Annotated in this window: 1 protein-coding gene (cut by a window edge); it reads right to left on the bottom strand. The window is 71.0% G+C overall.

Annotated features, from left to right (window positions below):
• A protein-coding gene (locus tag AC5Y5B_RS24700; protein WP_500007235.1) for a non-ribosomal peptide synthase/polyketide synthase crosses the window boundary here: on the bottom strand, positions 1-19,192 show its 5' portion. Its footprint begins 12,122 nt before the window's first position; only the first 19,192 of its 31,314 coding nucleotides appear in the window; it begins with the start codon at positions 19,190-19,192; the stop codon falls past the left edge of the window.

Raw genomic sequence — 19,192 nt, 5'->3', positions numbered from 1 at the left:
CAAGGGATATCGGGTATTTGGTGGTGAACCATCCCACCGTGTGGGACAGGTCGACGTCGCGGCCTAGTTCCTCGTGGCGCCCGTGGCCTTCGACGTCGATGCCGATCGGCGCGCCGCGCCGCCCGGAGAATTCCGCACACGCCAGCCCGAACGCGATCAGCAGAATGTCTTGCACGCCGGCGTGGAACGCCGCGGGCACGTCGCCGAGCAGCATGCCCGTGGTCTCGGCGTCGAGCTCCATGGACAGGTGTCCGGCCGTGGCGAAGGTGTCGACGTCGGGGCGCACCGCGGGCAACGCCGCGGGCGTGGCCGCCACCCGCTTCCAGGTGTCGGCCTGGTCCACCACGTCCGGATGGTGCGCGTGCTCGGCCAGCTGCGACGACCAACGGGCGAACGAGGTGCCCACGGTCGGCAGCGCGACGGGCTGCCCGCTGTGATGCTGGGCCCAGGCGATGTTCAAGTCCTGCAACAGGATTCGCCACGATACGCCGTCGACGGCCAGGTGATGGACGATCACCACCAGTTGGCGGGTGGCGCGCGCCCACACCGCGCTGAGCATCACGCCGGCGGCCGGGTTCAACCGCGACCGCGCCTCGACGACCGCGACCTCGGACAGTTCGTCCACCGCGTGCAGGCATGCGCGGGCATCCACCGAGCCGGCCTCGGGCACCGTCAGCGACCAGCCGGCGGCGGCTTGAGCGCCTTTGTTGTCGACGTGCAGCCGCAGCATCGCGTGGCGGTCCAGCAGGGCCTGCAGCACCGTGACGACGTCGTCCTCGGTGACCGCGGCGGGTGCCTGCACGAGCATGGTCTGGTTGAACGCAGCGACGTCGCCCCCGGCCTTCGCCACGTCCTGCAGCCAGCGGATGATCGGGGTGGCCTCGACCGGCCCTAGGCCCTCGTCGGCCACCGCGGTTGCGGCGTCGAGGACTTCGGCCACCCGCGCCAGCCGGGCCACGGTTTGCTCGACGAAGATGTCGCGCGTCTTGCACACCAGGCCGGCGGCGCGCGCCCGCGTCACCACCTGCATCGACGAGATGCTGTCGCCGCCCAGGTCGAAGAAGGAATCGTCGACGCCGACGCGTTCGAGGCCCAGCACCTGTGCGTAGATTCCGGCCAGGATTTCTTCGATCGCGTTGTCGGGGGCGCGATACCGGTCGGCGTGGGAGTACTCCGGCGCCGGCAGGGCGCGGGTGTCGAGCTTGCCGTTGGGGGTGAGCGGCAGGGCCTGCATCACCACGACGGCCGTCGGGATCATGTAGCCCGGCAGCCGCTCGGCCAGCGCGGCGCGCACCGCGGCCGGGTCGGCGGTGCCGGTGACGTAACCGACCAGGCGCTTGTCCCCGGGGCGGTCCTCGCGGGCCACCACGACCGCCTGCTCGACGCCGTCGACCCACGCCAGCGCCGCGCGCACCTCGCCGAGCTCGATGCGGTAGCCGCGGATCTTGACCTGCTCGTCGGCGCGGCCCAGGTAGTCCAGCTGCCCGTCCGCGCGCCAGCGCACCAGGTCACCGGTGCGGTACATGCGCGATCCGGGACCGCCGAACGGGCAGGCCACGAAGCGCGCCGCGGTCAAGCCGGGCCGCTTCCAGTAGCCGCAGGCCACGCCGGCGCCGGCGACGTACAGCTCGCCGACCACGCCCGGCGGCACCGGCCGCAGCCAGTCGTCGAGCACGAACGCCGCCGCACCGGGCACCGGGGCGCCGATCGGCACCACGCCCGGTGAGTCGGCCTCCAGCGGTGCGCTGATGGCCGCGTACACCGTGGCCTCGGTGGGGCCGTAGGCGTTGATCATCGCGCGGCCCGGCGCCCACCGGTCGACCAGTTCGGACGGGCAGGCCTCGCCCGCCACCACCAAGGTGACCGACTCCAGTCCCCGCGGTGCCAGTGCGCCCGCCGCGGACGGGGTTTGGCTGAGCACGCTGACCTGTTCGGCCACCAGCAGGGCGTGCAGGTCTTCCGGCGAGCGCGCCACCGATTCGGGCACCACGACGAGGCGGCCGCCGTGCAGTAAGGCGCCGAAAATCTCCCACACCGAGACGTCGAACGCGAGCGAATGCCACTGCGACCACACGCCCGAGCGCGGCAGTCCCGAGTCCCCGGACGCGAGCAGCTGGGTGACGTTGCGATGGGTGACGGCAACGCCTTTGGGCACACCGGTGGTGCCGGAGGTGTAGATCAGGTACGCGAGGTGCTCCGGTGCCGGCGCCGGCAACGCGGTGGCGGGCAAGGCGTCGACGGCGGGATCGTTGACATCGATGACGTTGACGTCGTGGCCGTCGAGTCGGTCGCTCAGGTCGGCGGTGGTGATCGCGGCGATCGGCGCGGCGTCGGTGAGCACGAACCCGATCCGCGCCTCGGGCAGCGCCGGGTCGATCGGCAGGTAGGCCGCGCCGGACTTGAGCACCGCCAGGATCGCCACGATCGCCTCGGCCGACCGCGAAAACAGCAGTGCCACAGTCTGTCCCGGACCGGCGCCATGGCCGGTCAGCAGGTGCGCCAACCGGTTCGACGCCTCGTCCAGCTCGCGGTAGGTCAGCGAGCGGCCGTCGCAGACCAGCGCCACGGCATCCGGGGTCCGGTCCACTTGTGCGGCGAACAACGTTGGGATGGAACCGGTTTGGGCCGTCGATGCGCTCAGCGCGGCGCGGTTGCCGAATGCGTCGAGCCGGGCGTGTTCGGCGTCGTCGAGGAGATCGACCGAGGACAACGTCCGTGCGGCGTCGTCGGTCATCGCGACCAGCACCCGGCGCAGCCGCTCGATCAGCGCCCGGATGCTGTCCTCGTCGAACACGTCGGTGCGGAATTCGACGGTTCCGCCGATTCCGGCGGGTTCGCCGCGCTCGTCCCAGCGTTCGCCCAGCGAGAAGGTGAGGTCCATGCGGGCGGTCTGGGTGTCCACCGGTATCGGCGTGACGTCGACGTTGCCCAGGGCGAGCCCAGCGGCGGGGCCGGCGTCGTGTCCGGCGAAGTTCTGCCACGCCAACATCACCTGGACGAGCGGGTGATGGCTCAGGCTCCGCGCCGGGTTGAGCCGCTCGACCAGCACCTCGAACGGCACGTCCTGGTGCTCGTAAGCGGCCAGGCTGCGCTGGCGCACCTGGGAGAGCACCTCGGCGAAGCTGGGGTCGGCGGTCACCTCGACGCGCAGCACCAGGGTGTTGACGAAGAAGCCCACCAGCTCGTCGAGCGCGGGGTCGCGCCGCCCGGCGATCGGGAAGCCCACGGCCACATCGGGATTGGTGCCGATCTTGGACAGCAGGACGGTCAGCGCGGTCTGGATCACCATGAAGCTGGTGGCGTTGTGGCGGCGAGCCACGTCCCCGACGCGCCGCTGCAGCTCGGTGGGCCAATCGATTTCGACGGTGGCGCCGCGCTGGTCGGCCACCAGCGGGTAGGGCCGGTCGGTGGGCAGCTGCACGCGTTCGGGCATCCCGGACAGGGCGTCTTCCCAGTACGACAACTGGGCGGCGATGCGGCTGTTGCCGTCGTCCAGATCGCCGAATTGGGCGCGCTGCCACAGCGTGTAGTCGACGTATTGCACCGGCAGCGGCGCCCAGTCGGGGCCGCGGCCGGCGGCCCGGCCGGCGTACGCCACCCCGAGGTCGCGCACCAGCGGGGTGATGGACATGCCGTCGGCGGCGATGTGGTGCACCACGGCGACCAGGACGTGCCGGTCGTCGCCGAGCCGGAATAGCTCCGCGCGCAACGGGATTTGGGAGGCCAGGTCGAAGGTGTAGCGCGCGGTGGCGCCGATCGCCTCCTCCAGCTGGGCTGCCGACCAGGCGCTGGCGTCGACAACCTCCCAGCCGAAATCGGCCTTGTCCGCAGGGATGACCACCTGCTGCGGTGTTCCCTCGGGCGCCGCGAACAGGGTGCGCAGGCTCTCGTGGCGGGCGACCACGTCGCCCAGGGCCGCGCCGAGCGCGTCGGCGTCGAGCGCACCGTCCAGTCGCAGCGCGGCCGCCATGTTGTACACCGCTGAGGGGCCTTGCAATTGGTCGAGGAACCACAGCCGGTTCTGCGCGAACGACAGCGGGACGATCGCCGGCCGCGGCCCGGCCGTCAGGGGCTCCAGCCCGCTGCCGCCCTCGCCGAGCCGGGGTGCCAGCTGGGCGATCGTGGGCGCCTCGAACACCACCCGGACGGCGAGGTCGGCGTCCAGGCTCGCGTTGATCGCGGCGATCAGCCGCATGGCGGAGATGCTGTCGCCGCCGAGGTCGAAGAAGGAGTCGTCGATGCCGACCCGGTCGGCGTCCAGGATCTCGGCGTAGATCCCGGCCAGGATCTCTTCGGTGGGCGTCTCCGGGGCGCGGTATTCACCGGCGGTGTATTCGGGCGCCGGCAGGGCGCGGGTGTCCAGTTTGCCGTTGGCGGTCAACGGAAGCGCGTCGAGCGCCATCACCGCGGCGGGGACCATGTAGGCGGGCAGCCGTTCGGCCAGCGCGCTTCGAACCAGGGCGGCGTCGGCGCGGCCGGTGATGTAGCCGACCAGGCGCTTGTCGCCCGGTCGGTCTTCGCGGGCGATGACCACGGCCTGCTCGACGCCGTCGAATCCGGCCAGCGCGGACTGGATCTCGCCGAGCTCGATGCGGTAGCCGCGAACCTTGACCTGCTCGTCGGCGCGGCCGAAGTACTGCAGTTGCCCGTCGGCGTTCCAGCGCACCAGGTCGCCGGTGCGGTACATGCGCGTGCCCGCCCCGCCGAAGGGGCAGGCGACGAACCGCGACGCAGTCAGCCCAGGCCGCCCGACATACCCCGCGGCCACCCCGGATCCGGCGACGTAGAGCTCCCCGACGACGCCGGGCGGTACCGGCCGCAACGCCCCGTCGAGCACGAACAGCGCCGCCCCTGGCACCGGGGACCCGATCGGCACCGGCCCATTGGCCGCCGACCCGGGCGCCAGGGGCGCGCTGATGGTCACACACATGGTGGTCTCGGTCGGGCCGTAGGCGTTGACCATCACGCGACCGGGGGCCCATTGGTCCACCACCTCGGCCGGGCACGCCTCACCGGCCATGACCAGGGACACCGATTCCAGGCCCTCGCGCGGGAGCATCGCCACCGCGGACGGCGTCTGGGTCAGCACGCTGACCCGCTGGGCGACCAGGACGTCGTGCAGGTCTTGCGGTGAGCGTGCCACCGATTCCGGCACGACGACCAGCCGGCCGCCGCGCAGCAGCGCACCGAAGATCTCCCACACCGAGACGTCGAACGCCAGCGAGTGGCATTGCGACCACACCCCCGCGGCCGGCAGGCCGGCATCCAGCGAGCCCAGCAGCCGGGTCACGCTGTGGTGAGTGATGGCAACGCCTTTGGGGACACCGGTGGTGCCCGAGGTGTAGATCAGGTACGCGACGCCCTCGGGCCTGGGCAGCGGCAGGCCCGTCTCGGGCAGGGTGTCGATGCGCCGATCGTCGACGTCGACGACCCTGATGCCGTGCCCGTCGAACCGGCCGGCCAGGTCGGCGGTGGTGATCGCGACGACCGGTTTGGCATCGCCGAGCATGAACTCGATCCGGGCCGGCGGCGAGGAGGGATCGATCGGCAGGTAGGCGGCCCCGGTCTTGAGCACTGCCAGGATCGCGGCGACCGCCTCGGCCGACCGCGAAAACAGCAGGGCCACAGTCTGTCCCGGACCGGCACCCTGCGCCGCCAGGTGATGCGCCAACCGGTTCGACGCCTCGTCCAGCTCGCGGTAGGTCACCGACAGGCCCTCGCACACCAGCGCCACGGCGTCCGGCGCGGCGGCGACCCGCGTGGCGAACAGTTCGGGCACCGACACCGGCGCGCCGGCCGCCCCGGTCAAAACGGCTGTGTTGCCCAGCATTTCCAGGCGGGCGTGCTCGGCATCGTCGAGCAGATCCACCGACGACACCCGGTGCGTGGGATCGGCGGTCATCGCGGTCAGCACCCGCTGTAGCCGCGCGATCAGCGTCTCGATGGTGGCCGCGTCGAACACGTCGGTGCGGAATTCCACCCGCCCGCCGATCCCGGCGGCCTCGCCGGCCGCGGTCCAGCGCTCTCCCAGGGAGAACACCAGGTCCATGCGTGCCGACTGGTCCTCGACCGGCACCGAGGTGACCTCGAGGTCGCCCAGCGCCAGGCCGGCCGCCGGGTCGTCGTGCCCGGCGAAGTTCTGCCAGGCCAGCATCACCTGCACCAGCGGGTGGTGCGTCAGGCTGCGGGTGGGATTGACCCGCTCCACCAGCACCTCGAACGGCACGTCCTGATGCTCGAACGCGGCAAGGCTGCGCGCCTGGACGCGTTCCAGCAGTTCGGCGAAGCTGGGATCACCGGCCAGGTCGACCCGCAGCACCAGGGTGTTGACGAAGAACCCGACCAGCCGGTCCAGCGCGGGGTCGCGCCGCCCGGCGATCGGGAAGCCAACGGCCACATCGGAACTCGCGCCGATCTTGGACAGCAGCACGGCCAGGGCGGCCTGCACCACCATGAAGCTGGTGGCGTTGTGCTGGCGGGCCAGCCGGCGGACCTGGTCCTGCAATTCCGCCGGCCAGTCCACGACCACGCTGTCGCCGCGCTGATCGGCCACCGGCGGGTAGGGCCGGTCGGTGGGCAGCGCCAACCGCTCCGGCATGCCGGCCAGGGCCTCCTCCCAGTAGGCCAGCTGGCCGCCGATGCGGCTGGAGCTGTCGTCCAGGGCGCCGAACTGGGCGCGCTGCCAGAGCGTGTAATCGATGTACTGCACCGGCAATTCGGTCCAGCCGGGGGCGTGACCGGCGCACCGGCTGGCGTAGGCCACGCTCAGGTCGGCACCCAGCGGCGTGAGCGACAAACCGTCCGCGGCGATGTGATGCACCACGATCACCAGGACGTGCTCGTCCTCGGCGACCGCGAAAAGCTGTGCGCGGATGGGGATTTCGGCCGCCAAGTCGAACGCATAGCGCGTCGCGGCCTTGATGGCGTCGTCCAGCTGCTCGGCCGAGTATGCGGTGGCGTCGGTGACGTCCCAGCCGATGTCGGCGCGCTCGACGGGCACCACCACCTGGTGGGGCGTTCCCTCGTGCGCCGGGAACAGGGTGCGCAGGCTTTCGTGGCGGCTCACCACGTCGGTCAGCGCGGCGCCCAGGGCCCCGGCGTCGAGCTGCCCGCGCAGCCGCAGCGCCGCCGCCATGTTGTATAGCGGTGAGGGGCCCTGGAATTGGTCGATGAACCACAACCGGTTCTGCGCGAACGACAGCGGGACCACCGCGGGCCGCTCACCGGCCACCAGCGGCTCCAGGCCGGCCGCGCTCTCCGCGATGCGCGGCGCCAGCTGCGCCACGGTGGGCGCCTCGAAGACGACGCGCACCGGAAGGTCGCTGTCCAGCGCGGCATTGATCGCGGTGACCAGCCGCATGGTGGACAGCGAGTCGCCGCCCAGGTCGAAGAACGAGTCGTCGACACCGACGCGTTCGAGCCCCAGGATCTGGGCGTAGATGCCCGCCACGATGTCCTCGACCGCGGTGCTGGGGGCGCGATAGTTGTCGACGGTCCGGTAATCCGGCGCGGGCAGGGCGCGGGTGTCGAGCTTGCCGTTCACCGTCACCGGCAGCGCGTCGAGCACCACCACCGCCGCCGGGACCATGTAGCCCGGGAGTTGCTCGCCCAGTGCGGCGCGCGCCTTGCCCGGGTCCGCCGAGCCGGTGACATATCCGACCAGGCGCTTGTCACCGGGGCGGTCCTCGCGGGCGACGACGACCGCCTGCTCCACCCCGTCGAGCGCGGCGAGTGCCGCCTGAATCTCGCCGAGTTCGATGCGGTAGCCGCGGATCTTGACCTGCTCGTCGGCGCGGCCGAGGTAGCGCAGCTGCCCGTCGGGGCCCCAGCACACCAGGTCTCCAGTGCGGTACATGCGGGTGCCGGGCTCGCCGAACGGGCAGGCCATGAACCGCGACGCGGTCAGGCCGGGGCGACGCCAGTACCCGACGCCGACGCCCTCGCCGGCCAGGTACAGCTCGCCCACCACGCCCGCGGGCACCGGGCGCAGCCATTCGTCGAGCACGAAGAACGCGGCACGGGTGACCGGTGAGCCGATCGGCGGGAAGCCCGACCCCGCCGTCAGCGGGGCGCTCTTGCAGGCCCACATGGTGGTCTCGGTGGGGCCGTACACGTTGACCATCACCCGCCCCGGCGCCCAGCGGTCCACCAGTTCGGGCGGGCAGGGCTCGGCGCCGATCACCAGCGCCGTGGAGTCCAGGCCGTCGGTGGGCAGCAGCCCCACCGCCGACGGGGTCTGGGTCAGCACCGTCACGCCCTCGCGCACCAGCAGGGCGTGGAATTCCTCCGGCGAGCGGGCCACCGCGCCGGGCACCACGACGAGGCGCCCGCCGTGCAGCAGCGCACCCCAGATCTCCCACACCGAGAAGTCGAAGGCATAGGAGTGGAATTGGGTCCATACCTGCTCGGCCGACAAGGCGAAGCCGAGCCGCAGGTCGTCGAAGAGCTGCGCGACGTTGTGTTGGGTGACCGCAACACCTTTGGGCACGCCGGTGGTACCGGAGGTGTAGATGACGTGTGCCAGGTCGGTGGGCGCCGGCGCGGGCGGCGGGGTGTTCGGCCGGTCCGCGACGGCCGGGTCGGCGACGTCGACGACGGTCAGGTCGAAGCCGTCGAACCTGTCGGCCAGGTCGGCGGTGGTGACCGCGGCCATCGGGGCGGCGTCGGTCAGCATGAATTCCACTCGCGGGGCGGGCAGCGCGGGGTCGATCGGCAGATACGCCGCCCCGGACTTCAGCACCGCCAGGATCGCCACGATCGCCTCGGCCGAGCGCGAAAACAGCAGCGCGACAAACTCACCCGGGCCCGCGCCGCGGTCGACCAGCAGGTGCGCCAGCCGGTTGGCGGCCTCGTCGAGCTCGCGGTACGTCATGGACCGGTCCTCGAACGTCAGCGCCACCGCGTCCGGGGTGCGGGCCGCCTGCGCGGCGAACAATCCCGCGACGGTCACCGGTTCCATCGGGTCGGTCAGCACGGACTCGTTGCCCCATGTGGCCAGTCGGGCGTGCTCGGCGGTGTCGAGCAGGTCCACCGAGGACAACCGGCGCTCCGGCTCGGCGGTGACGGCGACCAACAGCCGCTGCAGCCGTCCGATCATCGCCTCGACTGTGTCCGCGTCGTAGACGTCGGTGCGATACTCCGCCGTCACCGCGATGCCGGCGCGCTGACCGGACTCGGTGAACCGTTCCGCCAGCGAGAACGTCAGGTCCATGCGAGCGGTGTTGGTGTGCAACGGCATCGGGGTGACCTGCAGATCGCCCAGCGCCAACCCGCCCGCGGGCGCCGTGACCTCGCCGGGGAAGTTCTCCCAGCCCAGCAGCACCTGGATCAGCGGGTGATGGGCCATGCTCCTGGTGGGGTTGAGCCGTTCCACCAGCAGCTCGAAGGGGACGTCCTGGTGCTCGAAGGCGGCCAGGCTGCGCCGGCGCACCTGGGCCAGCAGCTGGGCGAACGTCGGGTCGCCCGCCACGTCGACGCGCAGCACCAGCGTGTTGACGAAGAATCCGATCAGCTCGTCGAGCGCGCGTTCGGAGCGCCCGGCGATCGGGAAGCCCACGGCCACATCGTTACTGGCGCTGATCTTGGACAGCAGCGCGGTGAACGCGGCCTGAATCACCATGAAGGGCGTCGCGTTGTGCTCGCGGGCCACCCGCTGCACCTGCTGCTGCAGCTCCGCCGGCCAGTCCGCCGCCAGTCGGGCGCCGCGGTGGTCGGCCACCGGCGGGTAGGGCCGGTCGGTGGGCAGCTGCAGGCGTTCGGGCAGCCCGGCCAAGGCGTCGGTCCAGAAGTCGAGCTGCGCGGCGATGCGGCTACCGCTGTCGTCCACGTCGCCGAGATAGGCGCGCTGCCACAGCGTGTAGTCCACATACTGCACCGCCAGCGGCGCCCAGTCGGGGGCGTGCCCCGCGCACCGGCTGGCGTATGCCACCCCCAGGTCACGCGCGAACGGGGTGATCGACCAGCCGTCGGCGGCGATGTGGTGCACCGCGACCACCAGCTGGTGTTCGGTGTCGCTGACGGTGAAAAGCTCGGTGTGCAACGGGCTTTCGCCGGACAGGTCGAACGCGTACTGGGCGGCGGCGGACATGCGCTCGCGCAGCCGGTCCTCCGGCCAGCCGCGGGCGTCGACGACCTCGCAGGCAAAGCCGATCTGGTCAGCGGGGATCACCACCTGCTGCGGGATTCCGTCGGCCGAGGCGAACACCGTGCGCAGGCTTTCGTGGCGGCCCACGACGTCGGCCAGCGCCGCGGCCAGCGCGCCGGTGTCCAGGTGCCCACGCAGCCGCAGCGCCACGGTGACGTTGTAAATCGGTGAGGGGCCCTGGAATTGGTCGATGAACCACAACCGGGTCTGAGCGAACGACAGCGGGATCACCGCCGGGCGCTCCCCCGCCACCAACGGCTCCGGCCGGTCGGCGTCGCCGCCGGCCAGCAGCGCCAGCTCGGCGGCCGTCGGCGCCTCGAACACGGCCCGCACACCGAGGTCGGAGTTCAGGCTGGTGTTCACCGCGGCGATCAGGCGCATCGCCGACAGCGAGTCCCCGCCCAGATCGAAGAACGAGTCGTCGACGCCCACCCGCTCCAGGCCGAGCACCTGGGCGTAGATGCCCACCAGGATCTCCTCGGCCGCGGTGGCCGGGGCGCGGTAGCGATCCACGTCCTGGTACTCGGGCTCCGGAAGGGCCTTGCGGTCGAGCTTGCCCGACGAGGTCATCGGGAATTCCTCAAGCGCCACAATGTGTGTCGGCACCATGTATTCCGGCAGCCACGCGCTGAGCCGCTCGCGCACCTCGCCGATCTTGGTGTTGGTGCGGGGGTCGTTGGCGTTGCTGGTGCGCCGCCGGGCCCCGGTGGGGGGCAGGTAGAGGTCGGTCAGGGGCGCGGTCGCGTCGGGGTCGTCGGCGTCGACGAAGACGGCGCTGAGAGTGCCCGGTACCGCACCCCAGGTGACGGCGACGCGATACCCGGCGGACTCGCCGATGCGGTGCACTTCCTCGGCGACGGCGGCACCGGCGACGGCGTCGGCGGCGGCGAGCGCGTCGGCCACGGGTTGCCCCTCGGCGAGCGCCGATTCGACGCGAACGTCGGCGATGACCCCGGCGTGCGGGATGTCGGTGACGCGGACGACGCCGGGACGCTGGGACGCCAACACGTCGCGCAGCCCGTCGACGCCCGCGCATTCGGCCCACGACCAGGTGGGTGCCTCACCCACCGAGCGCACGGGCGCGGGCGATTTGCGGATGACGACGTCGTAGCGGTACCGGTTCAGTTCGTTGTCGGCGAAGCCGCGTTTGACTTGGATGTCGACGCCGCCGGCCGCCGGGCAGCTGACCGCCCAGGTGGTGAAAAACTCTGGGGCCAAGAGCAATTCGGTTTCACCGAGCATGGCGTGGCGCACGCGCTGACGGATGTCGGCGGCCTCGGTGGCGGCGGCGCCGCCGCGGGACAGCGCGATCGCGGTCTGGAACGCGCCCTGCAGGCTGTGGTTTCGGACGTCACCGACGAACACCGCCCCGCCGGGGGCCAGCAGTTCCATGGCGTTGTCGATGACCTCGACCAGGTAGCCCGCGTTGGGGAAGTACTGGACGACCGAGTTGAGGATGATCGTGTCGAAGTGGCCACGGGGCAGCCCGTCGGTGACGTGGGCCGGCTGGGTCCGCAGCTGGACCCGGTCATGCCAGGGCAACTGCAGCTGCTCCAGCGAGCGGGCCAGGTTCTCGATGGCCACCGGGGAGAAGTCGGTGGCCAGATATTCGTCACAGTGCGGGGCGAGTTGCGACAGCAGCAGCCCCGAGCCCGCGCCGATCTCGAGCACGCGTCGCGGTTGCAGGGCCGTGATCCGGTCGACCGTGGCGGCTCGCCACTCGATCATCTCCGCGAGCGGGATGGGGTCCCCGGTGTAGCTGCTGTTCCAGCCGCGGAAGTCCATGCCGAATCGGGACTCGAGGTCGGCGCCGTAGAGGTCGTCGTAAAGGTGTTGCCACTCTTCGACGTTGTCCTCGTCGTGGTCGGAGCCGATGGCGTGGTCGAGCGTGACGTAGGCGACCAGATGCGAGCCGGTGGCGCTGTCCAGCACGGTGACGGCGGCCTGCGTCACCTGCGGGCAGGCCAGCAGGGTGTTCTCGATTTCGCCCAGCTCGATGCGCTGGCCGCGCAGCTTGATCTGGCTGTCGGCGCGCCCGACGAAGTCCAAGTCCCCGTCGCGCGTCCAGCGCACCAGGTCGCCGGTGCGGTACATCCGGTCCCCGGGAGCGCCAAAGGGGTTGGCCACGAAGCGTTCCGCGGTCAGGTCCACCCGGCCCATGTATCCGTGCGCCAGCGCAGGACCGCTGACATACAGCTCGCCCACCACGCCGACCGGAACCGGCTTCAGCCAGGCGTCGAGCACCACCGCGCACACGCCCGGCAGCGGGGTGCCGATGCGAACCGGCCCCTCGGCCGACAGTGGCGCGCTGAAGGTGACCCAGATGGTGGTCTCGCTCGGGCCGTAGACGTTGAACATCCGCCGCCCGGGCGCCCAGGCGGCCACCAATTCCTTGGGGCAGGCCTCGCCGCCGACCATCAGCTTGTCGAAGCCGGGCAGCCGGGCGCGATCCAGCGACGACAGCACCGTCGGGGTCAGGAACGCCGCGTTGACGCGCTGGCTTTGCAGCAAGGCGGTCAGCGGCTCGCCGGCGTAGACCTGCGGTGGGGCCACCACCAGCGCGGCCCCGGACGCCGCCGCCAGCACCATCTCGCCGACCGACGCATCGAAGGTCGGCGAGGCCACCATCAGCACTCGGGTGTCGGCGTCCAGCTCGGACGCATCACATTGCGCCGCAGCCCATCCCAACAGGCCCGCGTGGCTGACCACTACCCCCTTCGGGGTGCCGGTCGATCCCGACGTGAAGATCGCGTACGCGCTGTCCCGGGCGGTCAATGGTGCCAGACGGTCGGCGTCGGTGATCGACTCGGCGCCGTAGGCGGACAGGTCCAGGTCGTCGATCCGCAGCACGGGCCGCGTCCCGGCGCCGGCGACCTCGTCGGCGCCGCGGGTCAACACGCACACCGCGTCGACGGCGTCGAGCACCGAGGCGACCCGCTCGACCGGATGATCGACGTCCACCGGCGCGTGAATGCCGCCGGCCTTGACCACGGCCCACCACGCGACCACCAGTTCGGCGGACCGGACCACCGCCACGCCCACGGCGCGCTCCGGGCCCACGCCTGCGTCAATCAGCTTGCGCGCCAAGCGCGTTGACCACTCATCGAGTTCGCGATAGGACAGTTCCCGCGCACCGTCGACCACCGCCGGCGCGTCCGGGGCGATCGTGAGCGCCGTGGCCAGCAGCTGCGGCGCCACGCCGACGGAGCCGGTGATGCCGGCGCCCGACAGCCGCGTCAGCACCAGCTCGCGCTCGTCGCGGTCCAGCAGTTCGACCGCCGACAGCCGCCGGGTGGGATCGCTGGTCATCGCCTCCAGCACGCGCTGGAATCGATCGAGGAGCGAGGCGATGCCGGCGGTGTCGAACACGTCCGCGTCGTATTCGACGTGCAGCCCGAGTTCGCGCCCGGGCAGGGCCTCGACCGTCAGCGGGTAGTGGTTGTACTCCCGGTTGGTGAACTCGGCGATCGCCAGCCCGTCGGGGCCCAGCGTCATGCCGCTTTCGACGGGGTAGTTCTCGTACACGAACAGCGTGTCGAAGAGTTGGTCGTGGCCCGTGACGCGGTGAATTTCGCTGAGCGCCAAGTGCTGGTGCTCGAGCGCGTCGTTGTGGCTGTTCTGCAACTGGGCCAACAGCTCCGCGGTGGTGGTGGTCGGGCCGATATCGGCGCGCACCGGCACCGTGTTGATCAGCAGCCCCACCATCTGTTCGGCGTCGTCGACCTCCAGTTGGCCGACGCGCGATCGCGGGGTGCCGAACACGACGTCGTGTTGCCCGGTCAGTGAGGTCAGCACCACCGCCCACGCCGCCTGCAGCACGGTGCTGACCGTGGTGTGGCAGGAGCGCGCCAGGTCGGTCAGGGCCTTGGTGGTTTGCTCAGGCACACAAGACTTTTCGAAGCCGCGCTCGCCTTGGCCGAGCCGGTCTTGCGGTCCGACCAGGGTGGGCGTTTCGAAGCCGGACAGCACCTGGCCCCAGGCGTCACGGGCGGCGTCGAGGTCCCGATCGGCCAGCCAGGTGAGGAACGCCCGGTAGGAGCCGGCGGCGGGCAGCCGCTGGCCGTAGTAGCTGGTGAAGATCTCCCGCAGCAGGATCGGTAGCGACCAGCCGTCGAGCAAGATGTGGTGGTTGGTCAGTACGAACCGGTGCCGACCGTCCGCGGTGCGGATCAGCGCCACGCGGAACGCGGCCTGCCCGGACAGGTCGCGCACCGCGGCGCGCTCGGCGGCGCACAGCTGCTCGATCAGCTGGTCGGCGTCGGCGTCGGTGCCGTCGAGATCGAGGTATTGCCACTGCACCACCGGATCGGCGGGAATGATCTGCACCGGTTCGTCGTAGCGGTCGCAGAACAGCGCCGCCAGGTGCGGATGCCGGTTGACGACGGTGTGCACCGCGTCGCGCAGGCGATCGGGATCGAGGGGCCCGGTAAGGGTGAAGTCCAGCTGCACCGCGTACATGTCGTCGCTGCCCCGCGCGGTGCTGGAGTGAAAGAGCAGTCCCTGCTGCAGCGGGGTCAACGGCAGGATGTCGGCGATGTGGTGCTGGGTCGCCAACTCGTCGATCTCGTGCTGGCTCAGGCGGGCCGGCGCGATGTCCGACGGGGTCAGGCCGCCGCCACCGGCGCGCACGTGCGCGCACACCCCGGCCAGGGCCTCGAACCACAGCCTGCTCAGCCGGGTGATCTGCGTCGCGTCGAGAACCGATGGCGCCCAGGTCCATTCGGCGTGCAGGTGGGGCCCGGCGCCGGTGTCGATGGTGCCGGCGTTGAGTTCGACGGTGTGCATCAGCGGCATGGGCACCGCGGCGGCGGCCCCGATCAGGGTCAGGCCCTCCTGACTGATGCGCCAGCCCTCGCCTGCCGAATCCGGCGCTGCGCCTTGACGTCCCAGGTAGTTGAAGGCGATCGACGGGTCGGGCCCGGCCAGCTCGACCTCGGTGTTGAGGTACCGCAGCAGCCCGTAGGTCAGCGGGTCCGGCAGGGCCCGCAGCTGTTCCTTGGCGTGTTTGATCACCGCGCCCAGCGCCGGGTCACCGGCCACCACCTGGGCCCACGTCAGCCCCGACACACTCAGTGACACCGGGTATTTGGTGGTGAACCACCCGACGGTGCGGGACAGGTCGATGTCCGCGGCGAGTTCCTCGTGTCGGCCGTGGCCCTCGACGTCGATGCCGATCGCGTCGGCGCCGTCGCCCAAAAATTCCGCCCAGGCCAGGCCGAACGCGATCAGCAGGATGTCCTGGATTCCGGCGTGGAACGCCGTCGGCACGTCGCCGATCAGCGCGCCGGTCGTCTCGGCGTCCAGCTCCACCGACAACCGCCCGGCCGAGGCGTAGGTGTCCACCTCGGGGCTGGCGGCCGGCAGTGCGGTGGCCGTGGCTGTCACCTTCTTCCAGGCGCCCAGCTGACTGACGACCTCGGGGCGGTGCGCGTGCTCGGCCAGCATCGTCGACCACCGGGCGAACGACGTTCCCGCCGGCGGCAGCTCCACCGGCTGCCCGGCGCTGTGCAGCGCCCAGGCAATGTTGAGGTCTTCCAACAAGATCCACCACGACACGGCGTCGACGGCCAGGTGGTGAATGGTCACGGTCAACTGGCCGGTGGCCTCGCGCCACAGCGCGCTGAGCATCACCCCGGCGGCCGGGTCCAGCCGCCGCCGCGCTTCGGCCAGCGCCGCGTCGGTCAGCTCGTCCACCGACCGCAGGCAGTCCTCGGCCCGCACCGACCCCGGCTCGGGCACCTGCAGCGACCAGCCGCCGGCCTCATCGTCGTCGACGCGCAGCCGCAGCATGGCATGCCGATCCACCAAGGCCTGCAACACAATCGCCACGTCGGCCTCGGTCACCCCGGCGGGGGCCTGGACCATCACGGTCTGGTTGAACTCGTCGACCCGGCCGCCGCTGCGTTCGATGTCCTGCAGCCACCGCATGATCGGGGTGGCCAGCACCGGACCGACGCCCTCGTCGACGACCTCGGCCGCGCCGCCGTGCACGCCGGCCACCCGGGCCAGCCGGGCCACGGTCTGTTCGACGAAGACGTCTCGGGGCCGGCATGTCAGGCCGGCGGCGCGCGCCCGCGCCACCACTTGCAGCGACAGGATGCTGTCGCCACCCAGCTCGAAGAAGGACTCGTCGACGCCGACCCGCGGCACCCCGAGCACCTCGGCATAGATGCCCGCCAGGATTTCCTCGACCGCGTTGCCCGGCGCGCGGTACTCGCCCGTGCTGTATTCGGGCACCGGCAGAGCGCGGGTGTCCAGCTTGCCGTTGGCGGTGAGCGGCAGCGCGTCCAGGGTGACCACCGCGGCCGGCACCATGTGCGTCGGGAGCCGGTCGGCCAGGGCGGTGCGCGCCTCGCCCGGGTCGGCGGTGCCCGTGACGTAGCCGACCAGACGTTTGTCGCCGGGCCGGTCCTCGCGGGCGATCACCACGGCCTGCTCGACACCGTCGAGCGCGGCCAGCGCGGCCTGGACTTCGCCGAGCTCGATGCGATAGCCCCGGATCTTCACTTGCTCGTCGGCGCGGCCCAGGTAACGCAGCTGACCGTCGGCGTCCCAGCACGCCAGGTCGCCGGTGCGGTACATCCGGGCGCCCGGAGCCCCGAACGGGCACGCCACGAACCGCGACGCGGTCAGCCCGGACCGGCCGACATATCCGCCGGCCACCCCGTCGCCGGCCACGTACAACTCACCCACGACTCCCGGGGGCAGCGGTCGCATCCAGCCGTCGAGCACGAACAGCGCGGCGCGGTCCACCGGCGACCCGATCGGCGGTATGCCGGATCCCTGCCGCAGCGGGGCGCTGATCGCCACACACATGGTGGTCTCGGTCGGTCCGTAGGCGTTGACCATCACCCGTCCGGGCGCCCATTGGTCCACGACTTCGGCCGGGCACGCCTCACCGACCACCGCCAGCGCCACCGACTCCAACCCCTTCGGCGAGAGCATCGCCACCGCCGACGGCGTCTGCGTCAGCACGCTGACTTGCTCTGCCACCAGGACGTCGTGGAACTCGTCGGGCGAACGGGTGACGTCTTCGGACACCACCACTACGCGTCCGCCGCGCAGCAGCCCGCCGAAGATCTCCCAGACGGAGACGTCGAAGGCATAGGAGTGGCACTGCGACCACACGCCCGCGGCGGGAAGGCCGGCGTCCAGGGACGCCATCAGCTGCGTCACGTTGCGATGAGTCACCGCAACGCCTTTGGGGACACCGGTGGTGCCCGAGGTGTAGATCAGGTAGGCGATATCGGCCGCGTCGGGCACCGGCAGCGCCGTCGCGGGTCGGGCGTCGATGCGCGGGTCGTTGACGTCGATGACGGTCACGCCGTGGCCGTCGAACCGTTCAGCAAGCTCGGCGGTGGTGATCGCGGCGACCGGCTTGGCATCGGCGAGCATGAACCCGATCCGCGTTCTCGGCGACGACGGATCGATCGGCAGGTAGGCCGCCCCGGTCTTGAGCACCGCCAGGATAGCCGCGATCGCCTCGGCCGACCGCGAAAACACCAGCGCCACAGTCTGTCCGGCGCCCACGCCGTGCGCCACCAGGTGATGCGCCAGCCGGTTCGATGCCTCATCGAGTTCCCGGTAGGTCACCGAGACGCCCTCGCCCACCAGCGCCACCGCGTCGGGCGCGCGGGTCACCTGCTCGGCGAACAACTGCGGCACCGACACCGGCGCGCTCACCGGGCGGGTCAAAACCGCTGTGTTGCCAACCTCTTCCAATCGGTCGCGCTCGTCGGCATGCAGCACGTCCAACGACGACAGCTGCTTGTCCGGCCCGGCGGCGATGGTCGCCAGAATCCGTTGCAGCCGCTCCCCCAGGTCGGAAACGTCGAAGTTCGAGAAGGGTTGCCCGGTGCCGACCGTGCTCAGGAACTGCTGATCGCCGAATCCGAGGAAGAACAGCCCGAAGTGGCCGACCGGGCCGAAGCTGGTGTACTTCGCGGTCGCCGGTACGTCGCCCAGGCTGAGGGTGAGACGCGCCGGGACGAAGTTGACGACGACGCGGTTGGGCGCCTGGCGGGGACCGCTGAAGTGACCTTCGCCATCCAGCGTTCGCGTCGGAAAATGCTGATGCCGCAATGCTTCTCGCGATCGCGCGTCGACCTGCCGGCAGAAATCGGCGAACGTCGTGTCCGGCGCAGCGTTCAGCACCAGCGGCACCACTCCGGCGAGCATGCCGGGATGCGTCTTGGACGCCGGATCGACCCGCCTGCTGACCGGGAAGTCGAGCACGACTTCGTCCGAGCCGTCGGCGGACCAGCCGCGGACCAGCAGCGCGCACGCCGCCGTAAGCACCGAGGACCGCCGGATGCCCAGCGCCTTCGACAGCTGCTTGACCTTGCCGACCACGCCTTCGTCCAATTGGACTGGCGGAGAAGGCGAATACGGGTCCCGTCCATCGTCGGTCACCGTCGACGGATAGTCCGCCCCGCTGCCCGCAGGCCGGTGCGCGGTCCAATATTCCTGATCCTCAAGGAATTTGGGGGATGCCTCGTACTCCAGCTCGCCGTTGGCGAGGTCATGCAGCGACCCGAAGAAGGCGGGCGGGACCGGCTTCCCGGACGCCAGGGCGGAGTAGATCGCCGCGATCCGCCGACCGATCAGGGCGATGCCCATCCCGTCGATGGCGATGTGATGGCAGGTGGTGAACCAGTAGTACTCGTCGGGAGCCGTCCGGAACAACGCGAACTTGATCATCGGGCCCGTGAGCGGCATCGGCGTTCTCTGAATCGATGCAGCCGTCTCGCGGACTTCCCGCTCCGGCTCGTGCGCGTCGGTCAGGTCGTAGAAAACCAGATCGACATCGTCGTACTCGATGGCCTTCTGGAAAACCTGGCCGTCCACCTCGAAGAACGAAGCACGTAGGCTCTCAGCCTCATTGACCACCTGTCGCATAGCCTCATGCAACAAACCGGTGTCGATGGCGCCCTGGATGTGTACGAGTACGCCGAGTTGCCAAGCCACATCGAAGTAGCCCGTTTGCAGCGCCAGCCAAATATCGAGCTGACCCCGCGTCACCGGGACCGCCCGGTCAACACGCTCCAC

The sequence above is a fragment of the Mycobacterium sp. NGS33 genome, assembly GCF_059812885.1.
Note: the sequence above shows the minus strand (reverse complement) of the source record. Positions and strands in the feature narration are given on the sequence as shown.